This is a genomic window from Halomonas sp. PR-M31, assembly GCF_001039575.1.
In the GTDB taxonomy this organism is placed as follows: Bacteria; Pseudomonadota; Gammaproteobacteria; order Pseudomonadales; family Halomonadaceae; genus Modicisalibacter.
The window spans coordinates 24,787-37,915 of sequence record NZ_JIBT01000013.1 but is presented as its reverse complement, the minus strand read 5'-3'; the positions used below and the strand labels follow the sequence as shown (position 1 = coordinate 37,915).

Here is a 13,129-nt window from a genome sequence, read left to right as displayed (position 1 = left end):
CCCTGACCCATTTCGGTGCCGCCGTGATTGATCATCACGCTGCCATCGGTATAGACGTGCAGCAGGGCGCCGGCTTGATTGAGGTGCTTGGCGGTGAAGGAGATGCCGAATTTTACCGGCGTCAGGGAAAGGCCTTTCTTGATGATCGGGCTTGTGGCGTTGTAGGCCCTGATGGCCTCGCGGCGTTGCCAGTAGTCACTGTTGGTCTCCAGGCGTTCGACGATCTCTGCGATCAGCCCGTGCTGATCCACGCTCTGGCCATAATGAGTGACATCCCGGCCCGAACGATAGAGATTGCGCTTTCTCACCGTCAGCGGGTCTTCCCCGACCCGGCGGGCGATATCGTCCATGGCCGCTTCGATGATCATCATGCCCTGGGGGCCGCCGAAGCCGCGAAAGGCGGTGTTCGAGGCGGTATGGGTGCGGGCACGGATGCCGGTCACCCGAGCATCGCCTAGTGAATAGGCGTTGTCCGCGTGGAACATGGCGCGATCGACGATGGCCTCGGACAGATCCGGTGAGTAGCCGCAGTCACCGATCACGGTGATATCGCCGCCTTGGATTACGCCCTGATCGTCGAATCCCAGGCGATAGCGATTATGGAAAGGATGGCGTTTGCCGGTGGCCCGGGTGTCTTCCGCCCGAGGCAGGCGTAGCCGCGCGGCACGGCCGGTGCGTCTTGCGATCAGGGCCGCGATGCAGGCCCAGGGGGAGGCCTGGGTCTCCTTACCCCCGAAGCCGCCCCCCATGCGTCGAGTCTCCACGACTACCGCATGGAAAGGCACATCGAGCACCTCGGCGACCAGCTTCTGAGTCTCGCTGGGATGCTGGTTAGAGGTATAGACCACCACGCCTTCATCTTCGCTGGGGGTAACCAGACAGGCCTGACCTTCGAGATAGAAGTGCTCCTGACCGCCGACGAACTGCTCGGCCTCGAGCACGTTCGGGGCGCTGTCCAGGGCCTGCTGCCAGTCGCCCCGCTGCTGCACGTGAGTAGGGCGCACGACGTCGTTGGCTTCCGCAGCGGCAATCACATCAAGACTCGCCGGTTGCTCGTCGATTTCGATCACCGCTTCTTTCACCGCCAGGCGCGCGGCCTTGTAGTTCGTTGCGGCGACGGCGAACAGGGTCTGGCCCGCGTAGCTGATCTCGTCATCGACGAACAGCGGATCACCTGGGAATACCGGGCCCACGTCCGTATGACCGGGTACATCCACCACGGTGATCACATCCACCACTCCTGGGGCGCACTTGACCTTTTCCAGATCCAGCCGGGTCAAACGTCCATGGGCAACCGGGGAAAAGCCAAGCGCGATATGCAAGGCATCCACGGGCGCCGGCATGTCGTCGATATAGGCAGCGCGACCGGTTACATGCTTGATGGCGCTTTCATGGGCATGGGCATGAGCGCGGGGGTGGCGGCTAGCATCCTGAGACGCGGTGTTCGTTTCTCGGGCCAGGGGGCCGTCGCCTTTATTTGAATTCTTTTGTTCGCGGCGCGCTTTGGCGGAGTCCAGTGAAACATCAGTGAGCGTACGCATCGAGGCACACCTCCGCGTTGGCGTTGAAATCGGTATCCAAAAACAGTCGCAGGCGTTCGAGCAGATTGCTTGCGGCGACTAAACGATATTCACTGGAGCCGCGAACATCGCTCAAGGGCTGAAGCTCGCTTTGAAGCGCGGCTTTGGCGGCGCTGAAAGTGGCTTTCGTAGGCGCTTGGCCTTCCAGGGTGGCTTCGGCCTTGGAGGCCCGTTTGGGGATGGCGGCCATGCCGCCGAAGGCCAGATGGACATCGCGCATCACGCCGTCATCCATACGCCAGGCGAAGGCGCCAAGCACTACGGAGATGTCGTCTTCCCGGCGCTTGGAGAGCTTCCACACCTTGAGATGCTGATCGGTTTCGGGGCGCGGCAGGAAGATCGCGCGAATGAATTCGCCTTCGTCTTTTTTCAGCGCCGTCTTGCGGTAATCGAGGAAGAAGTCGGCAACAGGTATTTCCCGGGAGCCGCTCGGGCCATCCAGCATCAGCCGTGCATCGAGAGCCAGCAATACCGGTGGGCAGTCGCCGATGGGGGAGGCGTTGGCCACATTACCCCCCAGGGTGGCGCGATTGCGAATCTGGCTGGAAGCAAAGCGGTGCATGAGATGCCCAAAGGCCGGAAAATACTCCGCAAACAGCGATTCAAGCCGGCTATAGGTAACCGCCGCACCGATCCACCAGCCTTCTGATGTCTCGTCAATGACGTTGAGCTCGGCGACCTGGCGCAGATCGATGAGATCATTCAGGGGCTTGAGCTGCTGGGTGACTTCCAGCCACAGATCCGTTGCCCCCGCCACCAGCCGCGATGCTGGGCGCTGACGACGCAGCGCCCTAAGAGCCACGAGATCCCTGGGGGAGTCGTAACGACCAAGCGACTCGTCTATCCGTGGGCTGGCGCTTTTTTTTGTCGCGTCGGTATAGAGGGCATCGACGTTACTCACCAAGTGCGGATCGTCGGCCCAGATCGGATGCGTGTCCGGGTAATTCTGCATGGCCAGCGCCGCGTCGCGGATCGGCCGGTAGCCGGTACAGCGGCACAGGTTGCCTCCCAGGGCGGCTTCCAAGCGCTGCTGGGTCAGGGGAGCAGGTTGTCGTTGCTGTGAATGATGCAGGGTAAACAACGACATGACGATGCCCGGCGTACAGAAGCCGCACTGGCTGGCATGGCAGTCGACCATGGCGGCTTGGGCCGGGTGTAGCGCACCACCTCGAGACAGGCCTTCGACGGTCACCAGATGGCAGCCATTGATCTGATGCGCCGGCACGATACAGGCGTTGGCATTGTGATAGCGCAAGCCACCTTGGTCATCGGGTTCACCGATGCTGACGGTGCAGGCGCCGCAGTCACCGGAGGCACAGCCCTCCTTGGTGCCGGTCTGGCCAAGCCGGAGGCGCAGCAATTCCAATACGCTGGTATCGGGGGAAACATCGGTGCATTGCTGGCGCCGACCATTCAAATAGAAATCGATCATCAGGAGAACGCTCGTTGTTTTTTGCAGATGGAGCCGCTGTCATTGAGTCCATGAGTAAGATAACCTGACCAAGTGGTCAAGATGTGTTTAGCGTGGCCCAAAGCCCGAACAAGTGCAAGACCGACAAGAGTAATCACAATGACGATTCTGATCTCGCCGGAGGCGACCCAGACACGACAACGTAATGAGCAGAGAATTTTTGAAGCAGCAGAGCAGGTTTTCGCCAGCCACGGTTATCGTGGTGCAAGCGTTCAGGCCATTGCCGAAGCGGCAGAATTGCCCAAGTCCAACGTGCTGTACTACGTGGGTAGCAAGCGAAAGCTCTATGTCGCCTTGCTTGAGCGCATGATGGGGCGCTGGAATGCCATGCTCGACGATATCAGCGTGGAAGATGATCCTGCCGAGGTGCTGGAAGCCTTCATTCGCAGCAAGATGGAACTCACTCGTACCCATCCCCAGGGCTCGAGGCTTTTTGCCGCAGAGATACTTCAAGGTGCGCCTTTTCTTCAGGACTATTTGCGTGGCGAGCTACGAGAGTGGGTTCAGACCCGGGCTGCGGTGTTCAAACAGTGGGCCGAACAGGGCTTGATGGCTCCGGTGGATCCGGTATGGCTAATCTTTCTCATCTGGTCATCGACCCAGCACTATGCGGATTTCGAGGCACAAATATTGGGAATAACTGATAGAGAAGCGCTGAGTGCGGAAGATTATGAGCGCATCACGGACTTTTTGTGCCGCGTCATCCTTCAGGGCTGCGGGGTCGCCCGCCGCCCTGAAAGAGTCTGAACAACTGAGAAAATCCTGTTTTCTAGAGTTTCCAGGTAACGATTAGCTGGGGGTTATCCTCGTCCGCTCCCTTGATGCCGAATTTGTTACGCCAGTACTGGTACTCCACGCCCGCATAGAGACGATCCTCGGCGCCCCAGAAATTGCCAACATCAAGCAGCAGCTGGGGAGCGGCATTGATGTTGTGATCGGTCTTGCCTTCGGAGCCGGCGTAGTCGAAATGGCCCTTGAAAAACCATTTCGTCTCAGCGATATCGAATTTCGATCCCCATACCAGGGTGGTCTGCCAAGTGTCGCCGGGCTTGTCCTGATCGTCTCGGGCATAGACGTTGAACTGGAAGTAGTCCATGAAGGGCACGGCAATATCGAAGCCTATGCCATACAAGCGACGATTGATGTCATCGCCCATTTCAAGCTGGCCTGCGAGTAGTACGTCCTTGACCGGTCCAAAGGAAAGATCCCGGCCGGTCAGCTTGCCAAAGCTCAGGCGGGGGGCAAATTCGCCGTAGAGGGTCGGCGCACCGGCCGTGTTGCCGCCGCTCAGGTTGGTGTAATCGAAAAAGAAATAGTTGTCGCCGTATTCCCAGCCATTGGCCATTTCGAAGGTGGCCATGGAGCGCTCCTCTTCACCGACGGCATAGTCCCAGCCGTAGAGAAGTGAAATGCTTGATGAGGTCCAGGCTTGGGCTTGGGTCGTTACGCCGCCAAGAAGTAAACCAAGGACGCAGGAGGTAGTCAGTAGTTTTTGGGATGTTCCGAAGGCCATTGTATTCTCGTCTGTATGCAATGATTGTTTTGATTGTGTCCCTACACGGTATACAAAATAATGGCGCCAATGGCAATCCTGCCATTTGTCGAATACGCATGGTTTCCATCGATGACAAATGCGATGGTGATTCGATGGCTATCGGGGAAGATGAAAACGTGAACGAGGATTGGACAAAACATATAGCAGTGGGGTTGGCCGGTACGACGCGCAATGCCGATCAGCATATCGTCGACATGATTCGTCAGGCGGTTCTGACACAGCGCCTGCCACCAGGTACGCGCCTGCCGGAAGTCTCGCTAGGTGAAATATTCGGCGTAAGCCGCTCGGTCATCAGAAAGGCACTGACGCGATTGGCAGCGGATCACATCATCGTGCAGCATCCCAATCAGGTAGCGCGAATCGCGGCGCCGGATATCATCGAGACTAGGGAAATATTTGCTGCTCGTCGACTGGTGGAGGGCGAGATTGCATCACTGATGGCTGGCAAGCTCACACAGACCCAGTGCAAACAGCTGGCCAGTATCATCGATGAAGAACAGCAGGCTCACCAGCATGGCGATGAAGCCAAGCGAGTCGAGTGCTCACTGGCAGTGCATCGCTATCTAGCCGAACAGTCGCCCAACCGTGTGCTAGGCGCCATGTTGACGGACCTGATCTTGCGAACGTCCATCGTCATTGCGCTTTACAAGCGAGCGGGAATGCAGGCCTGCTATCTAAATCACGATCATGCCAATTTATTGATATTGCTGGAAAATGGGCCGGCGGATGAAGCCTGTCATCGAATGCGAGCGCATTTAAGTGCCCTTGAAGCGTTGCTCGATCTTCGCGCCCAGGACGCGCATATCGATTTGGCTTCGATTTTAGGGAGGCCTAGCGATGCCAATGTAGCGTATTAGCTGTAAAAAAAACTGTTATACAAGGGTTGTACGAACCTTGTTTATGAGCTAACTTAAAGACGTTCGATGAAGTGTCCCGTTCGAACACCTCACTATTTACCGGCCTCATTCCCCCCGAGGCCGGCTTTTTTTGTACAAGAAACGAGTCGAATATCCTGCTGCCCATAAGCATTCCAAGAATGGCGCTCGTGACTTCCCCAACGCAAGCGCACTATTGGTTTACCTGCAGGACTAGGGCAAGATGCTGACACAAGCCTTTAAGAGCAAGGGGATGATATGCGCTGGCTGAGAATAGTGGTGTTGAGCAGCCTGATGACACTGACCGGCTGTGCCAGCATGATGTCCTCTTCGGTAAGTGAGAAAACGCTCGAACGACACTTGGCAAACGCCATCGAGGATTTTGATCGTGAGCAGTTACGTGCCGGCTCGCCACTATCTCTGACGCTTGAGTCCTCGGACATTACCGTGGGGCCGCAAGGGCGCGATACCGTTCTGCTCGACGTGACGGGCCAGGCATCCTTCAGCTTTCTTGCATCAACGCTGCCTGCAGATATCCAACTAAGTCTTGAAGGCACACCTTACTTCGACGCCCAGGAAGGGGCTATCTACATTCGTCGATTGCAGCTGCTCGATAGCCACGTTGATGCACCTTGCTGCCTATCGATTTGGCGCCTTTCACTCAGATGGCGGCGCGGCTCGTAGCGCAGCGTCTTGAAAGCGTGCCGGTGTATCGGCTGGAAGACGCAGGCTGGGGAGCACGTACGCTATCGAAAGGCATGACCCTGCGCACCGAGCCTGGGCGATTGGTATTCGAGCCGGCTAGATCTTCCAGCAACGTCACTGACGTGAACTATTAAACGCAAGTGGCCGATCATTGGTTTTGTAATGAAAAAAATGGCGCAGAGTCTTATGTCCGAAGAAGGAGTTAACCGGATACCGTCCTTGATAAGCGTTTGTCTGATCATTGATGTTGCATTATGTGTCTTGTATCTATGCAACGTTTATGCAGGCCATCCGATATGGATAGTCACGCAGTTGCTTGATTTGAACGTCGAAGCTAGCCTTTCCTCCTGGTACTCTTCCATACAATATTTTGCCGCTTTCACGTTCAGCGCCATATTTTCGTTCTTCATGATCAAGCACCATGGGAAATCGCTTTTACTGCTGCTGCTACCCGCCTTGTTTCTACTCATGTCGATCGATGAAACCGCAATGATACACGAGTGGGTAGGCGCCAAAAGCGATGCGCTTCTTCCATCTGGAACAAGGGCTTATACGACGTTCGATCATACGGGCATCTGGGTGTTCGTGGTAGGGATTCCCTTCCTTGCTTTTCTGGTACCGTTTTTTTATTTCATTAAAAAACAACTTGCAGATCATCGATCCGAGTTGCTCAAGTTGATGGCCGGTATGCTGATAATGCTTTCAGGCGCACTGTTGCTCGAATTGTCGGGAAACTTCATCAACGTTAATTTCTATTTTATCGAGGTAGTGCTCGAAGAGGGATTCGAGATGGTGGGCGCCACCGTCATGACCTGGGCAGTTTACAATATGATGATGACGTCGGGGGCTTTGAACTATCTGTCGAGACAACATTGAAACAACGATTATTTTGTTTACAAGCCTTGAACCCGTTTGATTGAAGTAACAACTTCACCCTCGAATGACCACCTTGGTACCCACGTTCAGCCACTTGTTCAGAGCTAGAATCTCGGCGTTGGTCACGGCCACACAGCCTGCGGTCCAATCACGCTTTTGATGAATCCAAAGCGGGCTTCGCCCCAGACCATGAATGCCGATATAGCCGCCAAGAGGCGTATCCGCCGGGGCAACGCCATGACGCTTTCGGTAGCTCAGGTAGTGCTGATAGTCCTTGTCTGAAAGGATGCCATCTTCCCAAGCGTCATGAGCGATTTGAGGCGTGGGATAGTCGATGCCGAAGAACAGGCGAAACTTGCTGTTTCTATTGACGCGTCGAATGGTGAATACGCCGGTGGGTGTCTGCTTGCTGCCCCGCAGTCGAACCGCTTGAGAACCTGCGGCGCCATAAGCCAGATAGGGAATGCTCTCGAGACGAATGCCGCCTTGATAGACGACGAGTTCGCGTTTTAGCAGATCGATATGTACCCAGGGCTCATTCGCGGCGACGCCAATAGGGCGTGCCGGGGCGTCGAGAAAATCCCAAAGCGTTTCCAGGGTCGAAAGCGCTGACTTTTTCGTCGTTGAGCCTGGGGAGTCGATTGCCGCAAAGGAGTTGCTGGATGCCAGGCTTAGAAGGCCGATCAGAAGGAGGTGGGTAAGCCAATTCTTCATGAGAGGTTTCCGAGAGTATTGCGATGCTGCTAGTTTCTCGAAAACCGAATATTTCAAAGCCTGGGAAAGACAAGGTTTTCATATGTTATTAGCGTGATTCATCTCCTTCGTTGAACCATCTTCCAGCGCTCTTGTACTACTACACAGGCATGCCCTAATCTTTTTGAAGCATTTCAAGGACGTCAGCCGTGCACGAAAAACGTGAATGGCGCCGATAAGGAGTTCGAGACCATGATCAATAGCTTGTGCTGCACCATTGGCGTGAACGGTCGGCGGCTGAGCCATATTTCAATTACCTCGCTCATCGAATTTACCGCCACCAACAATATCGATCAGCCGCATGTTTTCTGCTATCAGGAGGTGTCATGACCATCGCTTCCGTGAATATCGAACATGTGGGAGGGGCTCTAGTCGATATACAGGCCCACGGCGTCGACAGTCTGGAAGTCCGTAACGATCAGGTGGCGATCGAAGAAGCGCTGGAGATTCGCCTGGTCGGTACCGAGCCTGTCATTACCATGCGCACACCGGGGAACGATCGAGAGCTGGCCGCTGGCCTCATGCTCAGCGAAGGAGTTGTCAAGCGCGTTCAAGATTTCTCGACCATCAGCGTTTTGGTAGATCAGCCTGATGTGATCCAGATCGTGCTGCGCAATACCGACCCGGACAAGACGGCCCTACTTGAGCGTTCATCCCTGTCCAACAGTGCCTGTGGTGTTTGCGGCAAGAAAAAGCTCAATCTCGAATTGATGCAGGGCTTGTCGCCACTCTCTCCAGGGCCTGTGGTCTCGCACCGGTTGATCAACTCTCTGACGCTGCTCATGAAAGCGCAGCAGGAGCTGTTTGCCTCGACCGGCGGGCTGCACGGTGCGGCGCTGTTCGACGGCGAAGGCCAAATACGGGCATTGCGAGAAGATGTGGGACGTCATAATGCGCTGGACAAGCTTCTTGGCTGGGCACTGTTGAACGATCAACTGCCCCTTGGCGATCACATTGTCATGCTCAGCGGACGTGTCAGCTTCGAGCTGATGCAAAAGTGCATCATGGCGAGAGTGCCGCTGGTCTGCGCCGTGTCGGCGCCGAGTAGCTATGCGGTACGCCTGGCCCGAGAGTTTGGTGTCACGCTGATCGGGTTCCTGCGGGACGGGCGCTTCAATGTCTATGCCAATCCGGAACGGATCGTCTCGATATGAGTAATCGCATTTTAGGGAGGCCACCAATCGGCCTGACTATCGTTGCACTAGATAGTGCTAGACAGTATTAGGTCGCCGGCTCACCCAACACCCAGACGTCGTTATCCAATCGCTGCAACAATGCCTGTACGAAAGGGTCGTGAAAGAACGCCGCCAGCTCGGTGGCCTTGCTCGGGCCTATTCCTTTCCAGGCTTGCCACTGTGTCTTGCTGCGCTGCTCAAGTGCCGCGATGCCCACAAAGCTACCGTTCTCGGATAGTACTTCTTGAGAAACTTTAGGCATGCCAAGCGCTCTTAGCCACAGAAAGGGTGGTTGCTTACGGCTGGTCTGGAAAGCAGCCTGCCATTGCTGAGCACGTCGTGTTCCTACGCCGGGGAGGGCGTGCAGCGTGGACTGATCGAAGGTGAGCCAGTCGAGCAGGGTGTTCAGCCGGTCCGTCTTGAGCAGTTTGCGCCAGACGCCTTCACCAATGCCGTTCATACCCAGTGTCTTGGATAGCCATACCAGCCGCGCCAGAAATTGCTGTTGGCAGCCGTCGATGAGTTCAAGACAGCTTAGTTCGTGATAATTCTGGGCTTGGGGTACAGCGACACTCACGCGAGGCTTGGCGGATAGTACAACACTGGTCAGATGAGGAATGGTCAGTCCTGCCAGCTCGATCATGACCTGGTCACCAGGGCGCACGTCGAGCTCCTGCCAGCGGTCCAGGGAGCCTAGACTGACGCGACGGACGATACGATCATCCAGCTCGACGGGGGAGAGCCGTGCCACTGGCGTAATCCGACCGGTGCGCCCGATGCTGAAATCAATGCCGTTAACCAGTGCCAGGCTCTGGCGTGCAGGGTGCTTCCAGGCGATGGCCCAGTCCGGTGGCTTGGCTTGCCAGGTGGCAGGCGGCGGTCGTTGGGCTTGGCGTACTACGATACCGTCTGTGGCAAAGGGCAGAGCCTGCCGATACCAGTGCTGGCGCCACTTGGCCACGGTGACGATATCTTTTACTGGAAAGGTGTAGTCTCGGGTATCGAAGCCCCAATCCGCGAGGCGTTCGAGCCGTTTCGAGAACGTTTCATTGGGGGAAGCGTTCGGCCAATCCCAGACGAACAACCCAATACGATCGCCGTCCTCTGTCGTCAGTCGTTGACGCGCCATGAGCCCAATCACGTCGGCACGAGCGCCGGCCGTGCCGTCTCTTTTTTGAACGTGCCCCGAACGGCGCAGGTACAACTCCCCTTGTAATATCACCTGTTCAAGTGTGTCACGCAGCCGATCCGGAATGGCTGCGATCACCCTGGCCTTTGGGGTCCAATCCTGTCCCTCGCGTCCGTTGCCACGGCTGATCGCGCGGATCAGATTGCCATTTGCATAGATCAGGGTGACGGCGACACCATCCACCTTGGGTTGGATCCATAGTGTTTGGTCCTGTCGATCTTCAAGCCAACGCGATAGAGCCTGTCGTGAATCCGCCTTGGTGAGTCCGGTTTGCACGATAGGGTGAGAGACAGCTTGAGAAAGGGGGCCGGCGATTTTGTCGGGATGTTGCGTATTGTCAGAACCACGGTCGAAGCACCGTTGCCAATGATTCTTACGACGCTGGGCGGCATCGTATACGCCGTCTGACACCAAACGTTTGCCTTGAGAGTAATAAGCGTCATCCCAGCCATCGAGCTGAGCCTGTAATTGCGCAAGGGCTTGCTGGGCTTCAAAGGGTGACCAGTCAGGGCAGAAGGGCGTTTCATTGGCAGCGCTTGGCGGCGGAACAAGAAACAACCCCAATACGGACAGCCCTAATACAAGAAAGGCAGGTGAGAAACGAAAATATATCACGGCGTCTGGCTCGAAAAAGCGCCTCGTCTTCGCTAAAAAAACGAGGCGCTGCAGCTGGTCATCGTCAACTATAGCCAGCTATCGTTACTTGTCGTTTTGGGTCATCAGGGCGTAATCGAGCAGGATTTGTCCTGCTTCAACGATCTGGGCACGCTCAATGGGCTCGTCTTTTTCTTTTCCGCTCTCTTTTTCTTTTTCACTGCCCATCGGCTCTTCGCTAGCGTCGTCAACCCAGGTATCGAGTGTCTCTAGGCCCAACGCGCGGCGGCGCTGGTTTTCAAGGGCAAGCTGCTCGCTTTCCTGAGCCTTCATTTCACGCTGGCGCTGTTCTCGGTTCAGACTGATAGTCGTCTGCTGCTCACGCAATTGCTTAGTGAGCTTCGCCTGACGCGAGAGATAGTTGAAATTGGCGTCCTGATTGGCACGTTGCTCATGCTTTTGCCCGAGCAAGGAAAGATATTGATCCGGCCTGCCATATTGTCGATATTGCACGGGGCGTACCGTATCCCAAGGCAACGCATTATCAAGGGCGCTCTCACCGATCAGATCAGGATCGATCAGGTTGGGGAATTCCAGGTCAGGATAGACACCGCGATGCTGAGTGCTTTCTCCAGAGATGCGATAGAACTTGGCTCGGGTCAACTTGATCTGGCCATGATTCAGGTCGCTCAGTGTCTGCACGGTACCCTTGCCGAAAGTGCGATTTCCCAGTACCAGCCCGCGTCCATAATCTTGGATGGCCCCCGCCACGATCTCGGAGGCAGAAGCGGAAAGCCGATTGACGAGGACCGCCAGTGGCCCTTCATAAGCGCTGCCGCTGTCGGTATCGCCATAGAGGCTGATGCGACCCTGGGCATCGCGAACTTGGACCGTCGGGCCACGATCAATGAACAGGCCGATCAGTGAATTAGCCTCTTGCAAGGCGCCGCCGCCGTCGTTGCGCAAGTCCAGAACGATACCCTCGACGTTTTGCGCCTTGAGCTTTTCGATCTCTTTGGTCACATCCCGGGTCGTGCTGCGATAATCCTTCTCACCGGCCTGCCAGGCATCGAAATCCACATAGAACGTGGGGATGTTAATGATGCCGATCTTGTGTTTTTTGCCGTCACGCTCCAGGGAGATAATATCGCTGTGAGCTGCCTGGTCTTCAAGCTTGACCGTATCGCGCACGATCTTGACGATGCGAGAACGAGTCACATCCACCGCCTTGGCTGGAATGACGTCCAGACGCACCGTGGAGCCTTTAGGGCCGCGGATCAGATCGACGACTTCATCTAAACGCATGCCCACCACATTGGTGGTTTCGCCTTTCTCGCCCTGGCCAACCCCAACAATGCGATCCGCTGGCTGCAGCACGCCGCTCTTGTCTGCCGGGCCTCCCGCCACCAGGCTCGAGACCTTGACGTATTCGCCCTCGGACTGAAGCAGGGCACCAATGCCTTCAAGGGAAAGCTTCATCTGTATATCGAAGGACTCGCCTTGGCGCGGTGACAGATACTCGGTGTGAGGATCGGCGGTGCTGGTCGCCGCAGCCATGAACAGACCGAAGACATCTTCCGAATTGGTCTGGCGAAGGCGGGATAGCTGCCCTGAATAGCGCTCGCGCAACGTTTTCTGAATCTCTTGTGAGCTCTGGTCGCTCAATGAAAGAGAGAGTGCCGCATTTTTCAAGCGTTTTAGCCACAGTGCATCCAGCGCTTCCTGGGTTTTCTCCCAAGGAACGTCATCGCGCTCGATGATGAGACGTTCGTTGTTGGAATAATCGAAATCAAGCCCTGCATCGATCTTCTCGATTAGCCATTCAAGGCGTGCTTCAAGACGCTCCTGATACTGCTCGTAGAACGCATAAACCCGCTCGAGGTCTCCTTCGGAGAGGGCATTGTCCAAGGTCGTGCGTAAATCATCGAACGCCTCTATGTCGCGCTGTAAAAAATAAGCCCGCTGAGAGTCCAGCACGTCAAGAAGCTGTGTAAAGGCCCGCTCTGACCATTCATCGTTCAAGGTGATATCGGCGTAGTGACCATAACGCAGTGACTCGGCAACCTCAGTGGCGGCCTGCCGTTGGGTATCCGTGGGCTTGGGTTCGGCAAGAGCCGAGGTACTCAACGCGACCAGTATCGAGGCGACTGTGGCGCAGCACCGAGTAGCTGCAATCAGACTCATTAATCAAGCACTCCAGGATTCATGTAAACTTGCTACTTTGACTCTGTTCTTTATAGAAATGTACAAAAAACATACAAAATATTAGCGTCCAATCTCTACAAAAAGATACCCAAGACAGGCAAGAGTTCCAATTTTCGGCCAATGGCGTTGTATATGACCCAAGGTTTCAACA

Annotated in this window: 13 protein-coding genes; 7 read left to right on the top strand and 6 right to left on the bottom strand. The window is 55.8% G+C overall.

Features of this window, described 5'->3' with window-relative positions; translation table 11 throughout:
* Together CH74_RS04670 and xdhA are read right to left on the bottom strand one after the other, a co-directional pair.
* The coding region (locus CH74_RS04670; RefSeq protein ID WP_048306304.1) for a molybdopterin cofactor-binding domain-containing protein at positions 1-1,541 on the bottom strand (1,541 nt) is incomplete at its 3' end.
* Positions 1,525-3,012, bottom strand: a complete 1,488-nt coding sequence (gene xdhA, locus CH74_RS04665) for a xanthine dehydrogenase small subunit (RefSeq protein WP_048306303.1) — start codon at positions 3,010-3,012, stop codon at positions 1,525-1,527. The genes CH74_RS04670 and xdhA, both read right to left, overlap by 17 nt.
* 138 nt (positions 3,013-3,150) lie before the next feature.
* Between xdhA and CH74_RS04660 the strand changes: the two genes are divergently transcribed.
* Positions 3,151-3,798 carry a TetR/AcrR family transcriptional regulator gene (locus CH74_RS04660; protein ID WP_048306302.1) on the top strand — a complete coding sequence of 216 codons (648 nt, stop codon included), beginning with the start codon at positions 3,151-3,153 and terminating at the stop codon, positions 3,796-3,798.
* 22 nt (positions 3,799-3,820) lie between these two features.
* On the opposite strand, the gene CH74_RS04655 is transcribed toward CH74_RS04660, so the two are convergent.
* Complete coding sequence (locus CH74_RS04655; protein ID WP_053070635.1) at positions 3,821-4,564, bottom strand: outer membrane protein OmpK; 744 nt, start codon at positions 4,562-4,564, stop codon at positions 3,821-3,823.
* A gap of 134 nt (positions 4,565-4,698) precedes the next feature.
* Between CH74_RS04655 and CH74_RS04650 the strand changes: the two genes are divergently transcribed.
* The 4 genes from CH74_RS04650 (at position 4,699) to CH74_RS04640 (ending at position 7,062) form a co-directional block, all read left to right on the top strand.
* The gene (locus tag CH74_RS04650; protein ID WP_082140292.1) at positions 4,699-5,463 is read left to right on the top strand and encodes a GntR family transcriptional regulator; all 765 of its coding nucleotides are present in this window, start codon (positions 4,699-4,701) and stop codon (positions 5,461-5,463) included.
* 276 nt (positions 5,464-5,739) lie between these two features.
* The gene (locus CH74_RS04645) at positions 5,740-6,165 is read left to right on the top strand and encodes a DUF1439 domain-containing protein (RefSeq protein WP_053070634.1); all 426 of its coding nucleotides are present in this window, start codon (positions 5,740-5,742) and stop codon (positions 6,163-6,165) included.
* Positions 6,147-6,320 carry a hypothetical protein gene (locus tag CH74_RS18580; RefSeq protein ID WP_172656302.1) on the top strand — a complete coding sequence of 58 codons (174 nt, stop codon included), beginning with the start codon at positions 6,147-6,149 and terminating at the stop codon, positions 6,318-6,320. The genes CH74_RS04645 and CH74_RS18580 overlap by 19 nt, the downstream gene beginning before the upstream one ends.
* Before the next feature lie 52 nt (positions 6,321-6,372).
* The gene (locus tag CH74_RS04640; protein ID WP_156181372.1) at positions 6,373-7,062 is read left to right on the top strand and encodes a hypothetical protein; all 690 of its coding nucleotides are present in this window, start codon (positions 6,373-6,375) and stop codon (positions 7,060-7,062) included.
* 54 nt (positions 7,063-7,116) lie between these two features.
* Here CH74_RS04640 and CH74_RS04635 read toward each other — a convergent pair whose 3' ends face one another.
* Positions 7,117-7,776 (bottom strand): murein L,D-transpeptidase family protein, encoded by a 660-nt coding sequence (locus CH74_RS04635; RefSeq protein ID WP_048306300.1) that lies wholly within the window; start codon positions 7,774-7,776, stop codon positions 7,117-7,119.
* A 231-nt stretch (positions 7,777-8,007) separates the two neighbouring features.
* On the opposite strand from CH74_RS04635, the gene CH74_RS18575 reads away from it, so the two are divergent.
* Both CH74_RS18575 and fdhD read left to right on the top strand, forming a co-directional pair.
* Complete coding sequence (locus CH74_RS18575; RefSeq protein WP_156181370.1) at positions 8,008-8,145, top strand: hypothetical protein; 138 nt, start codon at positions 8,008-8,010, stop codon at positions 8,143-8,145.
* On the top strand, positions 8,142-8,969 hold the full coding sequence (gene fdhD, locus CH74_RS04630) for a formate dehydrogenase accessory sulfurtransferase FdhD (protein ID WP_048306299.1): 828 nt from the start codon (positions 8,142-8,144) through the stop codon (positions 8,967-8,969). The genes CH74_RS18575 and fdhD overlap by 4 nt, the downstream gene beginning before the upstream one ends.
* Positions 8,970-9,036: 67 nt before the next feature.
* Here fdhD and ligB read toward each other — a convergent pair whose 3' ends face one another.
* Both ligB and CH74_RS04620 read right to left on the bottom strand, forming a co-directional pair.
* Positions 9,037-10,743 carry an NAD-dependent DNA ligase LigB gene (ligB, locus tag CH74_RS04625; protein WP_053070633.1) on the bottom strand — a complete coding sequence of 569 codons (1,707 nt, stop codon included), beginning with the start codon at positions 10,741-10,743 and terminating at the stop codon, positions 9,037-9,039.
* A gap of 135 nt (positions 10,744-10,878) precedes the next feature.
* Positions 10,879-12,957: a carboxy terminal-processing peptidase gene (locus CH74_RS04620; protein WP_048306298.1), complete on the bottom strand. Its 2,079-nt coding sequence runs from the start codon at positions 12,955-12,957 to the stop codon at positions 10,879-10,881.
* Positions 12,958-13,129: the final 172 nt, after the last annotated feature.